The organism is Candidatus Berkiella aquae, assembly GCF_001431295.2.
Lineage (GTDB): Bacteria > Pseudomonadota > Gammaproteobacteria > Berkiellales > Berkiellaceae > Berkiella > Berkiella aquae.
Genome location: NZ_LKAJ02000001.1, coordinates 1,583,273 through 1,598,363 on the forward strand (window position 1 = coordinate 1,583,273; position 15,091 = coordinate 1,598,363).

Here is a 15,091-nt window from a genome sequence, read left to right on the forward strand (position 1 = left end):
CAACATGCAGCAAATCAGCCAAGGATACTGGATTGTGATCCCTGCTGCAGGTTTTGGTTCCCGTTTTGGCCAAGAAAAACCAAAGCAATATTGGTCTTTACATGGAAAAACGATATTAGAACATACGCTTAATTTATTTGTTGAACAGCCTTGGGTCAAACAGATTATTGTTGCTGTCGCAGAGTCGGATCCTTATTTCAAACAACTTTCCTTAACCCATCATAAGATTAAGTGGGTAGTTGGGGGCGAAACACGTTCACAATCGGTGATGAACGCCCTCACGTATTTGCCTTTGTCTGCACAAAATGATTGGGTTTTAGTGCATGATGCTGCTAGAGCCTGCCTAGATGAACGAGATCTTTACGCATTACTAGAACTTCGTGATGATACGGTCGGTGGTATTTTAGCAAGCCCCGCAGCAGATACGCTTAAAAAAGTGGATGGAAAAAATCAGATTGTACAAACAATCAATCGAAATGAAATTTGGTTGGCGCAGACGCCACAGATGTTTCGGGTGCATTTGTTAAAAAAAGCCTTAGAAAAGGCGAAAGCTTCAGATTATACGATAACAGATGAAGCGAGCGCGATTGAATATCTTGGCTATACGCCTTGCGTGGTTGAAGCACAATTTCCTAATCCTAAACTAACTTATGCAGCAGATTTAAAATATGTTGAATTTTTACTCAGTGGCAAATTAATGGAGGATGTACTGCTGTGATACGAATTGGCCATGGATATGATATTCATCGCTTTGCAGAAGAGAAAACCGATGCAACACTCATTTTAGGTGGGGTATCAATACCTTATGAAAAGCGCTTATTAGCCCATTCAGATGGTGACTTGGTTATCCATGCCTTGTGTGACGCCTTGCTTGGAGCGCTTGCCCTTGGGGATATTGGGCAACATTTTCCCGATACCGATGTACAATACAAAAATACCAATAGTCGTTTGTTCTTGCGCAATATCATGCAGTTAGTTAAGGAAAATGGTTATCAAGTCGGCAATGCCGATATTTCAATTATCGCACAAGCCCCTAAATTGGCGCATTATAAAAGCAAAATGTGTGAAAATTTAGCTGAAGATTTAGAGGTTTCTATTAAGCAAGTGAATGTCAAAGCGACGACCCATGAAAATTTAGATGCGATTGGTCAAAAGCTTGGTATTGCTGCTCACGCTGTTGTATTGTTGATGGTGAAGAATGAGAATATTGTTAAGTAACGATGATGGGGTTAATGCTAAAGGTTTAGCGATGTTGGCAAAATGCTTGCAGCCTCTAGCCGATATTACCGTTGTTGCTCCAGATAGGGATAGAAGTGCTGTTAGTAATTCCTTAACACTGGATATGCCGCTGCGAATTACCAAGCAAGATAATGGTTTTTTTGCGGTCAATGGTACGCCAGCAGATGCCGTGCATTTAGCTTTAACAGGTTATTTACCCACATTACCTGAAATGATTATTTCAGGTATTAATGCTAATGCGAATTTAGGTGATGATGTTCTTTACTCTGGCACTGTTGCCGCTGCCATGGAAGGTCGATTTTTAGGATATCCTGCCATTGCAATTTCATTAGCCTCATCTCTGCCGGAAGGGAATCATTTTGAAACGGCAGGACGCGTTGCGGCATTATTATTTGAAAAATTATTAGCCATTCCCTTGCCTAAAGAAACCATATTGAATGTGAATGTACCAGATGTTCCCTTTGATAGTATCAAAGGAATTAAGGTAACGCGTTTAGGACATCGTCATATGGCTGAAAATATTATTGAAGCCAAAGACGCAAAAGGAAAGACGGTTTATTGGATAGGGCCATCAGGTGCGGAACAAGATGCAGGAGAAGGCACGGATTTTCATGCTGTCAACCAAGGATATATTTCAATTACGCCGATTAAAACAGATTTAACGGATTACTCTGCTTTAGAAACTGTTAGCACGTGGACTTCGCATTTAAGTATATAAGGATAGCAAACGGTGAGGATATTCCGACACTTATACGACAAGGTTCTTAATTGGTCGCATCATCGGCATGCTCCCTATTATTTAGCGGGTGTCAGTTTCGCCGAATCGTCATTTTTTCCTATTCCTCCGGATGTAATGCTCATTCCAATGGTACTGAGTAAACCATTAAAAGCGTGGAATTTTGCAACCATTACCACGATTAGCTCAATTCTTGGTGGAATTTTAGGCTATCTCATTGGTTACTATGGCTTTGAATTGCTGGGTGAGCCTTTAGTCAAAGCTTTTGGTTATGAAGAAAGTTATGCTCGAATTGTTAGCTGGTTTGCACATTATGGATTTTGGGCGGTATTATTAGCCGGATTTACACCAATCCCTTATAAAATGTTTACTTTAGCCGCGGGTGCAACCCAAATGGCGCTTTTTCCCTTTGTGATTGCTTCCATTTTAGGAAGAGGTATACGTTTCTTTGTGGTTGCTGGTATTGTGCTTTATGTTGGAAAACGTTTAGAACCTGTTATTGTTCGCTATATTGATGCAATAGGGTGGGCAACGGTATTGTTAGTCGTCTTAGCTGGTTTAGCATATTGGTTGTTTTGTTAACAAGGAAGGAATTGGCGATGAAGTTGCGATTGCTCACGATGGCACTGCTCCCGTGTTTTACTGGTTGTAGCACCCTTTTTGAGAGTCAAGAAGCAGCCCCGGTGGTTTCATTAGAAGCCCGTCAGCCCATTACCAAAGGCCATCATACTGTTTTACCAGGAGAAACACTTTATGCCATTGCATGGGAATATGGTCATGATTACCGAGATTTAGCGGTTGTGAATCATATTGCGCCACCTTATCGCATCTATCCTGGGCAAAAAATTGCCTTGAATGGCCAGATTAAAGTGCAAAAGAGAGCACCGCAACAAAGCGCTCGGCAAACGGTTGTGGCAATACCATCGGCTACAGTTGCACCCGTGTTAAAACAACCTGCCAAAACAGTAGCGACGATGACGCCTTCCTTATCAGGGTGGCAGTGGCCCGCTAAAGGAAAAGTTGTTAAAACCTTTAGTACCAAAGAAAATGCGTTTAATAAAGGGATTGATATCGCTGGCAATCTTGGAGCTCCCGTGTTAGCGGCGCAATCAGGCAAAGTCGTTTACAGCGGCGGTGGCTTGCGTGGTTATGGGCAGCTGATCATTATCAAACATAATGAAGCCTTTTTATCAGCTTATGCACATAATCATCGTTTATTTGTGAAAGAAGGGGATACGATTAAACAAGGACAAGCGATTGCAGAAATGGGACAAACCGATACCGATCAAGTTAAATTGCATTTTGAAATTCGTCAAAATGGCCAACCTGTCAACCCGATACTTTTTTTACCTAAGGTTACCTAATTTTTTATCGCTGTACAAAATGCTAGGTTGTGAATTGTCAGTATTTTTATGTTGAACTTTGAGGTCTTCTTTTTGTTCCAACAGGTAATTGTAAAAGAAGTAAGAGGTCAATCATGGCATTTAGTTCAGCATCAGATGGACGCCCTGATCCAATCTATCAATACCTTCATGAAATTGGTCAAATTGCATTACTTTCTCCAGAACAAGAGAAATCTCTAGCTGTTCAATTACAAAATGGCAGTCAAAAAGCGAAGAATCATCTAATTGAGGCTAACTTACGACTGGTTGTTTGTATTGCACGTCGTTATATGAATAGAGGCTTATCTTTGCCTGATCTTATTGAAGAGGGTAATTTAGGTTTAATTCATGCCGTTGAGAAATTTGATCCAGAAAATGGTGCAAGATTTTCAACCTATGCTACTTGGTGGATTAGACAATCGATTGAAAGGGCAATTATGAATCAAGTTAAAATGATTCGTTTGCCAGTTCACCTTGTGAAAAAGCAACGTAAGTATCAACGAGTATTGCAGCAAAAGTTGCAAAAAGGCGATGAGCCTAACCTGGAAGAACTGGCAAAAGAGATGGGCATTTCAGAAAAAAATCTGAATGATTTAATTAGTCTTGATAAACCGGAAGTTTCAGTTGATGCAACGATTAATGATGAGCAAGATGTTTATTTACTGGAAACCTTAGCTGATCAAAACAGTGAAGATCCGGTTGATGTCATTCAAACGGAAGATCTCCATGAAATGGTAGAGTCTTGGCTTAAAACGCTTAGCAAGCGCGAACTTGAAATTATTGAGCGCCGTTATGGGATCCATGGTTGTGAGGTAATGACCTTAGATAACATCGGTGATTGCACGAATTTAACGCGCGAGCGCGTACGCCAGATCCAACTGCAAATTCTCAAACAATTACGTCGACATTGTGTTGATTTGGGTATTAAAGATGATATCGTTAACAGAAAATAATGCCTGTTGATGAATTATCTGCTAATAAGAGATCTTTTTCATGGATACTTGCCTGCAAAAGCAATTTGCGCCGCATAATGCCTGTTTTGGCTGTGGGCCTGCTAACTCTCAAGGTCTTGGTCTCCAAAGTTTTGTCAAAGGTGAAATCGTGGTAGCGACTTGGCAACCATTGCCCTTTCATGAAGCTTTCCCTGGCGTTTTAAATGGTGGCATCATTGGCACGTTATTAGATTGCCATTCAAATTGGACGGCAGCTTATCATTTAATGAAAATGACGGAAGAGTCGAAACCACCTTGCACCGTAACGGCTTTTTTTAATGTGACATTAAAACGTCCTACGAATAGTCGCCAGGTGGTTGATTTACAGGCGACTGTAAAAGAGATCAGCGCAAATAGAGCATTGATCGAAGCCAAGTTGTTTTCAAATGATGAACTTTGTGCAACCTGTGAAGGGTTATTTGTGGCGGTGAAGGCGGGACATCCTGCCTATCATCGATGGTAATTACTCTCCGCTATCCGTCTTCGCCCAAACATGAGCTACGGCGTGACTTGCCGCTCAGAGTCACGCCGAAGCATAATCACGCCGTAGCTGAAAGCGAAGGCAGATTAGCGAAGGCGGATAGGTTTGGAAGGCTTGATAAATATCCATTATAATGAATCCGAAAAGGTTTAATCAGAGGATACCATGAAGAAAATACTCTACTTTTTTATAGGATGTGCGATTGTAGGCTTCATTGGCTCCTTAGTCATTGGAACATTACCCGCCTTTGAAATGCTAGGAACCAGTTTTTTATTAAATATCAAGCAAGGCAGTTATCCCGTCGCCTATGACATATTTAGTGTTGATTATAAACAGCGACATGATTTAGAAAGTTTTAAGCAACAAGTTGATCAATATAATTTCAAACAATATTCCGACGTAAAATGGCTCAAGAGCGTCACTAGACCAAATAAAACCTCGGGATATCTTCTCGGAGAAGTGGCGGTTGGCGATCAAAAAATACCGCTAGAATTCCAATTTGTAAAAACGACTAAAAACACGGCTAAGCAACGAGCAGGTTGGTACGTGGATGATATGTTTATTGGGCCGGAGGTCATACAGCGCCAAATCAAGGGCTACATCAACTAAAAAAATGTCCTTTTGCCTTGATCCTTCGTTGCTATATGTTCTGCGCTGCTCATTTACCTCCACGTAAACTGTGCTGCTCGAACATATAGCGCCTTGGCTGAAGACAAAACAGCGGCTTCTGCTCGCAATGACGATACTATAGTAATATTTGAGGGGATCGCACAGATCTGCCCTCCAAATAATTTACACGGTATGACGACGCCGGGTAGATTTGGTCGCTTTGTGCGATGAGTCTTTCTGTGCCTTTTTACGGGGGCTTGCCGATTTCGAAGCTTGCTGGCTTAGGCTAGCTTCAGCAGGTGCGTTGCTGCTGGTTGTTTTGCTTGGGACATACCGTGCAAAAGCTTCTAACATCCATTTCAAATACTGCATTGGATTCAGCGATGACATGAAGCGAACAAAGGCTTTGAGGCGTTTAATAGTCGTCTCATAAGAGTCAATCGTACTATCAACGATTTCTTCACGGGCCATAGGGAAATATTTGGAACGAGGAATGCTGTCCAATAAGGTTTGCATTTCTATCTCAGCTTGTTTAGCAGGATCCAAACTCACGGTATTTCCTCAATATAGCTAGTTAAAACGCATGGGTACGAATGGAGAAATAGTATAGAATTCAGACATAAAAATCTGCCCTTTAGGCGATAAAAGGCACTATTATAGGCATTAAAGGTTGAATTAAATAAGTGTGGTGACTAAATATGTTTAAGCGAACTTTACCTGAAGGCTTTGTTGTCTTATCCCGTGCTGTCCCCAGTTTAGTCATCGATTTGAAATATACCGGATCCGATAATTTTGTGGGACGCCCAATAGCAGGGTATGCCGAAGATGGTGATGCCATTGTGACCCAAGAATGCGCCCAAGCCTTAGCAAAAATACAAGAAACCTTGCAAGATCCACATTTTAAAGCAGCTTTTAAGGTAAAAGAGCCAAAACTCGTCATTTTAGAAGCATTTCGACCTTTAATGGCAGGCGATGATTTTTGGGCCTGGGGTCAATCTGATTGCCAGAAAACCAAGCAAGCCTATTATCCCCGTATCGCCAAGCAAGATTTTTTTGCACTTGGCTATCTGGCACGTCGTTCTAGCCATTCACGTGGTAGCACAGTCGATGTCACCATTATCGATACGGCGAATAATCAAACGGTTGATTTTGGTACTCCTTTTGATTTTATGGATGAACTTTCACATCCTGATAACCAAGCCGTTTCTAAAACAGCCTATGAGAACCGCCAGCATTTGAAAAACCTCATGGCAGAATTTGGTTTTGAAGGGATCCCGCAAGAGTGGTGGCATTTTACCTTGAAAAACGAACCATTCCCTGACACTTATTTTAATTTTGAAGTAGCAAAATATGAATCTTAATATGACATTAAAACAAAATATTGAAAAAAAATTACATGCGGCCTTTTCGCAAGTTTTTACCGAGATGGATTGGGCCGTAACCCCGATTGATATTACGCCAAGCACGCATGAGCGATTTGGTCATTATCAATGCAATAGTGCAATGAAACTGACGAAATTACTAAAAATGCCGCCAAGACAAATTGCGGAAAAAATAACGGCTGTCATTGAGCAAGATAGGTCTTTCGCCCATATTGAAATTGCGGGGCCAGGGTTTATTAATATGACCTTGTCGGCTGATTTTTTAAGCCAATATTGCCAACAAATGACACAGAAAAGGCCGGATTCTGACAAAACCGATGAGCAAGTCGTCATTGATTTTTCATCCCCCAATGTCGCTAAAGAAATGCATGTTGGGCATTTGCGCTCAACCATTATTGGGGATTCGCTGGCAAGATTATTAGAATATTTAGGTTATCCTGTATTACGTCTTAATCATATTGGTGATTGGGGCACCGCTTTTGGTATGCTCATTGCGTATATCAAGCAATATGAGCCAGGGATTATCACCCATCAAAAAGAAGTTGATTTAACAACACTGGTGCAATTTTATAAAGCGGCAAAGAAGCAGTTTGATGAAGATGCTGAATTTAAAAAGCAATCACAACTGGAAGTGGTTAAATTGCAGCAAGGTGAAAATGAAGCCTTAAAAGCGTGGCAAGTGATTTGCGAAATTTCACGTAAGGCTTATCAAGAGATTTATGATTTGCTTGATATTCACCTCATTGAGCGGGGAGAATCCTATTATAATCCGCAATTAGCAGAGATTGTGGCTGATTTAGAAAGCAAAGGCTTAATTGAAATCTCTGATGGCGCAAAATGTCTCTTCTTAGAAGGATTTAATAACCGCGAAGGCGAACCATTGCCCTTTATGCTGCAAAAATCAGATGGTGGCTTTAATTATGCGACAACCGATATGGCAGCGATACGCCATCGTATTCAAGATGAAAAAGCGAGTCGCATTATTTATGTCACCGATGCAGGGCAAGCTACTCATTTTGCGATGTTATTTGCTGCTGCGCAAAAGGCAGGTTATTTAGATCCTAGCAAGGTCAGAGTGGATCATGTGCCTTTTGGCTTAGTCTTAGGGCCTGACGGTAAAAAATTCAAAACACGTTCCGGTGAAACAGAGCGTTTAATTGATTTATTAACGGCGGCAGTCTCTAAAGCCGAAGAAATTTTACAAGCGCGTAATCAAGAAGCGAAAGAAAGTTATAGTAGCGATGAGATTAAGCAAATTGCTAAAGTATTAGGCATTAATGCGGTTAAATATTCCGATTTGGTTTGTAATAGAACGCATGATTACACCTTTAGTTACGATCGCATGCTTCGTTTTGAAGGAAATACCGCAGCTTTTTTAATGTATTCCTTTGTGCGTATTCAAGGCATTAAGCGCAAAATTCAAGGTGAAGTCAGCAAAGAAAGTATTTATCTGGTTCACCCCAGTGAAATCAATTTAGGCTTACATTTAGCCCAATTTGACGAAATTTTGTTGTCGATTGCGGATGATTTATTAATGAATCGTTTGTGCGAATATTTATATCAATTAGCCGAGAAATTTAATGCTTTCTTCAGGGATTGCCGTGTCGAAGGGGTGCCAGAGCAAAATCAACGTTTGGCATTATGTGAATTAACGGCGCACGTTTTAAAGACAGGCTTAACCATTTTGGGGCTACAGACAGTTACAAGGATGTAAGCACTATTGTGAGGGGCTTTAGAGATAAAATCCCCCGCTCGCTGCCGTCCTCGTCCGTCTACGCTAAAAGCTTCGCCGGACTACGCCGGACAAGTGCGAGCTGTCCCCTTTTATTCAAAGGGGGCTATCTATCCTTCATCTAGTTCAAAGTATGCAACCCTATATCAGATGTACTATTTGACGCCCCCTTTGAATAAAAGGGGGCAGCTTGGTGCGGCGCACCGAGCGGGGGATTTTTATCTTAATTCATTAACGAATGACAAAAAAGGTAAGAAGCCGCTTGCCATCCTAGTGTTTCACTTACCCGTGTATCAACCTCATTGGCAGTGCCTGCTCATCATGAATAAGCTGATTTGCACGCTGAATAAGTTCAACACACCTAGGTGAGTCTGGTCTTTTGATGTCTTTAAAGCTATCAAGTTGTTCTGGCGTATCTTTAAATAATCGATACAATTGATATTTATAGAGACCGCATAGCGTCGTCAAATTGGAATGATAAGTATTTTGCTCAGCGGCAATCATTCTTTCAACGTTATGTAAATAAGCATAGAGTAAATTAGCTTTTTCCGAGCTTTGCATTTCCCAGTTATGACGCATTTTTTCAAATAAATCCTGTATTCTAGTGAGTTCATTTAAACGACGTTCATATTTGGCAGAGATTTTTTTGCCAGTCGCTTTTAAAAAACGCGTTGCTAAACTGCTATCCCGTTTTAGGCGTTGATACTGATCCTGAACATTATCATCTAAAAATTCGATATGAGGTTCAACCGCGCTTACTGAACAAGATTCAGAACTGCTTGATTCGCTTGATTGTGATTGGAATTCCGCGTCATCTAACGCGTCTAATCGATGAAGCATCATTGTTGTCGCCAGTTCGCCATATTTTCTTTTCATTACTTCACTGGCGTTTTTTGAGACATTTTGTACGTACTTCCATCTTGGATCACACATCCAAAGTTCATTGGTTGCTTGATCGCGAAACGTAGCCCAGGCATGAGCACCTGTCACTTTCCCCGTATCATCAAATAAGGATGTTCGGTATTGTCTAACAATACCTGGAGGTAAAATATTTTGTCTAACAAGTTCGCCTAGAATGCTTGCTGCTAAAGGCGCTTTATGTCGACATACTAATAGTTTACGAGTAATTAACTCATCAATTGAAATAACAGGGGATTCACTATCTGAGGTTTCTAATTTTTTTTTACAAATCAATTGATTGACTTGTTCATTCAGTTGAGATTCAACGTCTTTATCAGTTTTGCCAGGTTGTTGGGTTAATTGATTTAAAATATCATTCACTGTCGCGAGAATAGTGGGAATATCATGAGTATGGGGGCGACATTTAAAAATAGCAAAGCTTTTAATATTTTGAATAATGATACTATCTTCATCAAAGAGTAAATGTTCACGCTTATGGGATGAGCCCAGAGATATCCATTGCTGATTAGGATGATTTGCCCAATTGATGTTGGAATTCGTTTTGTACCACTCTTTATCATTGTATTGATAGGTTGGTGCACTGCCATGTTTATTATCGGATATAAAGGAGCGCGAAAGATGTGGTGATGAAAATAGTGCTAGCATACGTCATTTCCCCTTTAATCATACTCAATATACGTTATTGTGATTAATTATAAGAATGTTTTATATAAGGAAAAGGCTTATTTAAAAAATATTAAAATCATAAGTTTTTGATGAATAATAAAATAATTCTTGTATGGCGCGATGAATGGCCCGATAGACGTCGCTTGTATTTGCAGGTGAACCTCATTCGGGTGACCTATCCTGCGCCCCTACGGCGCTTGAGGTGCGGGGTAAATGGCTGGTGTTTTACGCCATAGAGACCTCACCACCAAAACGCATATTGTTTATATCGATGAGTTTACCGCTAATCATATCATTTGCTTGTTGATTGTATTCTAAACGTGTTGCAATATTAAGTTCTATTTCTGTAAATAGACCGATATCTCCTATCTCAAGTGAAAATGAACATAATTCATTGATATAGTAATTACAAAGTTCTGCCAAAGAAGAGTAGAAAGTATTATTTTCATCAGCAATATTCATACGAATCGTTTGTAAATAAGCATATAAAATTTTGGCTTTTTCACTGTTTGGTAATTCGGTATTATTGCTTAATTTTTTAAAGAGGTCGCTCATTCTAATCAGTTGATGAAAACGCGTCTCTGCCTTGGAGGAGCATTTTTTACCGATGTGTTTAAAGAAACGGGTTGTGCGATTATTGCCAGCCTCTATTTGTCGATATTCTAAATGTACATTATCTTGCAGAAATGAGATTGGTGGCTCAGATCTACGTAAAGGGCTTGGAGCAGGGATGCTCATGAGATTGAAGTGGGCAACAAGCCTGGGAAAGTATCCCATAAAATGATCATTTGGCTTTTTATCTTCTGTTACATCTAACTGATTCAAGCGTTGCATCATTCTTTCAATTACGAATCTGCCATAAAATCTTTCTTCTACATCGGCTTGATGGGTGGTAACGTTTTCGACGTAACGAGCTCTTGGATCACAGATCCAAAGGTCATTGGTTTTTTGATCACGAAAAACAGCCCAGGTATGTGCGCCAATGGCTTTACCTGCATCATTAACGAGGGTTGAACGATATTGTCTAACAATACCGGGTGGTAAAATTTGTCGTTTGACAAGTTCACCAAGAATGCTGGCAACTAAAAGCGCTTTATGTCGGCATACCAGGAGTTTATTTCGGATTAACTCATCCATGGTTATGATGATGGGTTCACCTGTGGGCGTATTTTGCTTTAAGATATAATCACGTAATTTATTATCAAGTTCTGCTTCAACTTCACGGACTGTTTTATTAGGCTCTGTGGTTAATTCATTCACAACCGCATTAACTATAGAGAGAATTGCTGGAATATCATGGGTAAGTGACGACCGACATTTTAAAACGGCATAGTCTTTAATATCTTGGATCAGTTCACTGTTTTCATCAAAGAGCAGATGTTCGCGCTTATGTGATGAGCCTGCAGATATCCATTGTCGATTATCCTGAGTTGCCCAATCAATGGTTGAGTTAACTTTTAGCCATTCTTTAGAACCATAGTGGATGGCAGCAACGTTACCATGATGATTGTCTGATAAAAATGTTCTTGAAAAAATGGGCGATAGCAGCATGATTTGATAATTTTCCTAAATGTTCCAATTATAATTAAGCTAGTATGATAAATTGTTCGAACATTTAGTATCAGAAAAAGGCTTATTTTTAGAGGAATTTATTATAACACATTGATAAATAATATGATTTATGCAAACGGCCAGATAAGGTGCTGTAGCAAAAAGAGAGGATGCTCACTCAGAGCATCCTCGGTGTTTTATCTACACTGCTTTTTGACAGGTCGAGATGGCATTGAATCAGAGCTCTCTTCTTCTGAATCGTTATCAATGATAATAACAGGGCATTCTGCTTTATTACTGCGCGCTCTTTTTTTATCGTCTGTTTTCTTCTTTTGTGTACTAGATGATAATCCTTCATCTATTTTGTCGTCACTTGATTTTTGTTCCCAGCCATATTCTTCAGAACTATCTTGCTTATCCTTCTTCTTCTTTAAATCAAAGAAAAGAGCCGAAGGCGCGCTCCACTGTCGATGTGCAATGGACGTTTTGGGATGGTAAGTTGTATGTTCTGGTAAATCGCCTAACAAATCGAATAGGGGAGTCGATGCCTTCTTTTGAACAGGTTTATGGATCCCTAGTATTGATGTAGCTGTTGAGTAGAACCCATTAAAGAAGCTTTCTAATAGTGAAGGTGTCGCTGCTTTTTTGCTGGCTTCTTCTCTTTGCTGGTGTTCGGTTTGGATCATTTTTGCTAATTTGTGATCTAATTCAATATTACAGCCGGATAATCTCAACATTTCGGCGACTTGATTGCGAAAGTAATTAAATAATGCATGATACTCTTGCGTGTTAAGATTAGGTAATAAACGTTCTGATCGTTGGGTGTTGATATTGATTAAATCTATCGCTTTGAAACTAGCAAAAATACCACAATTATATCCATCTTTTTGCTCATGTTTAGAAACGCATTCATAAGTGACATCGGCAAAATGATTTTCAAAAAAGTTGATTAATTGTTGCTTTAAATAATCTTGTAGATCATGGCCCATCGAATCATAATATTTTATGTGGGCAGTATCTTCTGCAGTACAGTCAACGATCGCAACGGTATAATGTACCCCATCGATTCGCAAGGGAATGATAAATTGCGAGCAATTCTTAAAAGCCATATCTTGTTGATTCATATTACCCAAAAAGGCAAGCGGTGAGGCGGCGATACTTTCTAAATACCATTCTAACATGACTTCATCGGTTGTTCCCTGATGGTCTAAAATATCTCCTGCCACTCGTATCGCTTCTTGATCTTGCCAAGTGCGATGTACTTCTTCAGTATTGCGTTTTTCCCATAATTCAGGAAAATCTAAACAATCGCTTAACTCAATTAAAGGCGTGGTATCTTTGACAAGATATTGGTAATCAGGATGGTTCAACATTTTTTTGATTAATTGATCTTGTGCTAATCGATAGAAAGCATCTTGATTGAAGACGGGAAAAATACCAATCTGATTAGCAAAATGAGGTCTTTGGCCAATCAGATAGCGCAGCATGCCATTAACATGTTCTGCTTCAAATTGTGAATCGGCTTCAATGATAGCAAGTGCTGAATCACCTGGGTTAGAGCCTTGTACGGTATGGAAATAAGACTGATGCTGCTCAATCAGATATTGTAGATAAGCTTGGGTTATTTCTTCTTTTGAAATCGTCACCGAAGGGGTGAAATCTTCTGATATTGAAGATGAACTTCCTGAGAGCATGATATAACCCTTATAAAATGAGAAAAGCCAATCACTCATGATTGGCTTTTTTTAAAAACGACTTAAGCTAAACGTGCGGTTGCTTTGTTATAAATGGTTTCCAGTCCTATTTGTGAGATGCCATTTGTGAGGCCATAAGCCACATAACCGCCATAAGGTGCGCATGTAGGCAGTAATGCGTCAGTACTTTCTTGAGCAAGGGTGCTAAGGGCATGGCTACCTGCGCCACATAAAATGGTTTTAGCGAAGCTTGGAGATTGAACATTGGTTGTACTGCTAAGGCGCATGGCTCTTGGCGCTATATAAGTTAATGCTTTTGCGCCAGGTGTTGGATTTAGGTAATTCAAGGTTTTAAATGCCACATTAGCGCCTTGTTCTACCGCAAGGCCTTTACCAAAGCGTTTGATGTCTTGGGGTAGTTCGTTAAGCCTCTCAAGCGGATTTTGGTTAAAATGCATTGCATTCCCATTAGGATCGATAGGATCGATTTCATTATCTAAGAGCGGTTTGACCGCCTTTTTTGAAAGGGTAGAAACAGCTTGTTTGGTAAAAATCTCTTTTGCTTTATTGGTTACCCAGTTAATTGTGGGATTAATGATGTAATTAGTTGTGGCGGATTGAACCGGTGCGATAAGGTAATCGTTAAAAAATGACATCATGAAATAAAGCCCCAAAAATGTTCGATATTTGTATGTTGGTTATATTACCAAATATTGAGGTATTAGTGTGTGTGTGCTCAGATGCTACTGACTACCGCTTATCGTTATTTAGGTGTGCTATCACGTTTATTTGAATGAATAACGCTGATGCACGGTTGGATGAGAGGAGCACAATTCGAGCAGTTTATGGGTTAGACTTTCGGAAATGGTTTCAGGATGCGTGTAACTGTTGATTAGATGGGTTTTTACTTTCGTAAAGAAAAATTCATTATCTGCTTTTGCACGGGCATCAAGAGAAACATGGTTGATTTTAGCCACCACCTCTTTTAGCGCTTGGGTTTTTTCTGGATTAATCTTATTGGTTTGCGCATCTGCGATGGCAAAACGATCGGCTCTGAGTTCTCGATAACGAATGCAGGCTTGTCGAATAAGCGTGACTGACGTCCCTAAAATCAAGGTAGTAATAAGATTGTTGGGAATAGCCAGCAAAGAGAGCCCTACCGATGCGTAATAAAGCCTATCAATATAGCTTTTTGCTTTAGAATCTTTAAAATGTAAATGCGCTATTTCATGCTCTAATAAAATCGATAAATCCTGATTAGTTAAGCTTTGAATATCCCCGTAAATTACGATGAACTGTTGATTATTTTTATCAATATTGGCAACGACATCAACAGGTGTGCCTGGTTTATGCCTAAGGATAATATGATTGATTTTACTTAAGTTTCTTTCTTCGCAGATCTTCGAAACCAGTTGATTGATACGCACATATTCTGGTGATTCCTGCTCACTTTTTTGCTGATAGGTGCCTGCATTTCTTGGCATCAGAAGGCAAGCTGAAGTCGCCGCTGCGCTAAGTACTAAATAATAATAGGGTAACCCTAAAAATGCGGGGGTTGAGAGAGTGGACAAGCCTAATAGATAATCCCAATATGAAAAGCGTTTTAACACTTTACCAATCTGCTTCGATGCTTGTTGTGCTTTCGCTTTGATCATATCTATCTACACGGATGAATAGTTTTAAAGGGATGAGTATAGGGATGAAAA

The 15,091-nt window shown here is 39.9% G+C and carries 16 protein-coding genes; 10 read left to right on the forward strand and 6 right to left on the reverse strand.

Annotated features, from left to right (window positions below):
- Positions 1–4 precede the first annotated feature (4 nt).
- From ispD to HT99x_RS07125, 8 genes are all read left to right on the forward strand, one after another.
- Complete coding sequence (gene ispD, locus HT99x_RS07090; RefSeq protein WP_075066324.1) at positions 5–718, forward strand: 2-C-methyl-D-erythritol 4-phosphate cytidylyltransferase; 714 nt, start codon at positions 5–7, stop codon at positions 716–718.
- Positions 718–1,218, forward strand: coding sequence for a 2-C-methyl-D-erythritol 2,4-cyclodiphosphate synthase (gene ispF, locus HT99x_RS07095; protein WP_075066442.1), 501 nt, complete (start codon positions 718–720; stop codon positions 1,216–1,218). The genes ispD and ispF overlap by 1 nt, the downstream gene beginning before the upstream one ends.
- The gene (surE, locus tag HT99x_RS07100) at positions 1,199–1,957 is read left to right on the forward strand and encodes a 5'/3'-nucleotidase SurE (protein ID WP_075066323.1); all 759 of its coding nucleotides are present in this window, start codon (positions 1,199–1,201) and stop codon (positions 1,955–1,957) included. Before ispF ends, surE begins: the two co-directional genes overlap by 20 nt.
- 12 nt (positions 1,958–1,969) lie before the next feature.
- Positions 1,970–2,557, forward strand: coding sequence for a VTT domain-containing protein (locus HT99x_RS07105; protein WP_075066322.1), 588 nt, complete (start codon positions 1,970–1,972; stop codon positions 2,555–2,557).
- 17 nt (positions 2,558–2,574) lie between these two features.
- A complete protein-coding gene (locus HT99x_RS07110) occupies positions 2,575–3,339 on the forward strand; it encodes a peptidoglycan DD-metalloendopeptidase family protein (protein WP_075066321.1) in 765 nt (254 codons plus the stop codon).
- Between the two features lie 113 nt (positions 3,340–3,452).
- Positions 3,453–4,310 carry a sigma-70 family RNA polymerase sigma factor gene (locus tag HT99x_RS07115; protein WP_075066320.1) on the forward strand — a complete coding sequence of 286 codons (858 nt, stop codon included), beginning with the start codon at positions 3,453–3,455 and terminating at the stop codon, positions 4,308–4,310.
- Between the two features lie 40 nt (positions 4,311–4,350).
- Positions 4,351–4,812 carry a hotdog fold domain-containing protein gene (locus HT99x_RS07120; RefSeq protein ID WP_075066319.1) on the forward strand — a complete coding sequence of 154 codons (462 nt, stop codon included), beginning with the start codon at positions 4,351–4,353 and terminating at the stop codon, positions 4,810–4,812.
- A 183-nt stretch (positions 4,813–4,995) separates the two neighbouring features.
- Positions 4,996–5,439 (forward strand): hypothetical protein, encoded by a 444-nt coding sequence (locus HT99x_RS07125; RefSeq protein WP_075066318.1) that lies wholly within the window; start codon positions 4,996–4,998, stop codon positions 5,437–5,439.
- Between the two features lie 183 nt (positions 5,440–5,622).
- On the opposite strand, the gene HT99x_RS07130 is transcribed toward HT99x_RS07125, so the two are convergent.
- Positions 5,623–5,991 (reverse strand): hypothetical protein, encoded by a 369-nt coding sequence (locus HT99x_RS07130; protein ID WP_075066317.1) that lies wholly within the window; start codon positions 5,989–5,991, stop codon positions 5,623–5,625.
- Between the two features lie 146 nt (positions 5,992–6,137).
- Between HT99x_RS07130 and HT99x_RS07135 the strand changes: the two genes are divergently transcribed.
- Positions 6,138–6,800 carry a M15 family metallopeptidase gene (locus HT99x_RS07135; RefSeq protein ID WP_075066316.1) on the forward strand — a complete coding sequence of 221 codons (663 nt, stop codon included), beginning with the start codon at positions 6,138–6,140 and terminating at the stop codon, positions 6,798–6,800.
- Positions 6,790–8,535, forward strand: coding sequence for an arginine--tRNA ligase (gene argS, locus HT99x_RS07140; protein ID WP_075066315.1), 1,746 nt, complete (start codon positions 6,790–6,792; stop codon positions 8,533–8,535). The genes HT99x_RS07135 and argS overlap by 11 nt, the downstream gene beginning before the upstream one ends.
- Before the next feature lie 300 nt (positions 8,536–8,835).
- On the opposite strand, the gene HT99x_RS07145 is transcribed toward argS, so the two are convergent.
- The 5 genes from HT99x_RS07145 to HT99x_RS07165 form a co-directional block, all read right to left on the reverse strand.
- Complete coding sequence (locus HT99x_RS07145) at positions 8,836–10,119, reverse strand: hypothetical protein (RefSeq protein ID WP_075066314.1); 1,284 nt, start codon at positions 10,117–10,119, stop codon at positions 8,836–8,838.
- 246 nt (positions 10,120–10,365) lie between these two features.
- Positions 10,366–11,691: a hypothetical protein gene (locus HT99x_RS07150; protein WP_075066313.1), complete on the reverse strand. Its 1,326-nt coding sequence runs from the start codon at positions 11,689–11,691 to the stop codon at positions 10,366–10,368.
- A 197-nt stretch (positions 11,692–11,888) separates the two neighbouring features.
- Positions 11,889–13,385 carry a hypothetical protein gene (locus tag HT99x_RS07155; protein ID WP_075066312.1) on the reverse strand — a complete coding sequence of 499 codons (1,497 nt, stop codon included), beginning with the start codon at positions 13,383–13,385 and terminating at the stop codon, positions 11,889–11,891.
- Positions 13,386–13,447: 62 nt separating this feature from the next.
- On the reverse strand, positions 13,448–14,044 hold the full coding sequence (locus tag HT99x_RS07160; RefSeq protein ID WP_075066311.1) for a hypothetical protein: 597 nt from the start codon (positions 14,042–14,044) through the stop codon (positions 13,448–13,450).
- A 126-nt stretch (positions 14,045–14,170) separates the two neighbouring features.
- Entirely contained in the window at positions 14,171–15,040 is an 870-nt protein-coding gene (locus HT99x_RS07165) for a M48 family metalloprotease (RefSeq protein WP_075066310.1), read from the reverse strand.
- Positions 15,041–15,091: the final 51 nt, after the last annotated feature.

Excerpts from the sequence above, each read along its gene's own strand:
- ispD (WP_075066324.1), top strand. The coding sequence starts at position 5 with ATGCAGCAAATCAGCCAAGGATACTGGATTGTGATCCCTGCTGCAGGT.
- surE (WP_075066323.1), top strand. The coding sequence starts at position 1,199 with ATGAGAATATTGTTAAGTAACGATGATGGGGTTAATGCTAAAGGTTTA.
- HT99x_RS07110 (WP_075066321.1), top strand. The coding sequence starts at position 2,575 with ATGAAGTTGCGATTGCTCACGATGGCACTGCTCCCGTGTTTTACTGGT.
- HT99x_RS07115 (WP_075066320.1), top strand. The coding sequence starts at position 3,453 with ATGGCATTTAGTTCAGCATCAGATGGACGCCCTGATCCAATCTATCAA.
- HT99x_RS07120 (WP_075066319.1), top strand. The coding sequence starts at position 4,351 with ATGGATACTTGCCTGCAAAAGCAATTTGCGCCGCATAATGCCTGTTTT.
- HT99x_RS07125 (WP_075066318.1), top strand. The coding sequence starts at position 4,996 with ATGAAGAAAATACTCTACTTTTTTATAGGATGTGCGATTGTAGGCTTC.
- HT99x_RS07135 (WP_075066316.1), top strand. The coding sequence starts at position 6,138 with ATGTTTAAGCGAACTTTACCTGAAGGCTTTGTTGTCTTATCCCGTGCT.
- argS (WP_075066315.1), top strand. The coding sequence starts at position 6,790 with ATGAATCTTAATATGACATTAAAACAAAATATTGAAAAAAAATTACAT.
- HT99x_RS07145 (WP_075066314.1), bottom strand. The coding sequence starts at position 10,119 with ATGCTAGCACTATTTTCATCACCACATCTTTCGCGCTCCTTTATATCC.
- HT99x_RS07150 (WP_075066313.1), bottom strand. The coding sequence starts at position 11,691 with ATGCTGCTATCGCCCATTTTTTCAAGAACATTTTTATCAGACAATCAT.
- HT99x_RS07155 (WP_075066312.1), bottom strand. The coding sequence starts at position 13,385 with ATGCTCTCAGGAAGTTCATCTTCAATATCAGAAGATTTCACCCCTTCG.
- HT99x_RS07160 (WP_075066311.1), bottom strand. The coding sequence starts at position 14,044 with ATGATGTCATTTTTTAACGATTACCTTATCGCACCGGTTCAATCCGCC.
- HT99x_RS07165 (WP_075066310.1), bottom strand. The coding sequence starts at position 15,040 with ATGATCAAAGCGAAAGCACAACAAGCATCGAAGCAGATTGGTAAAGTG.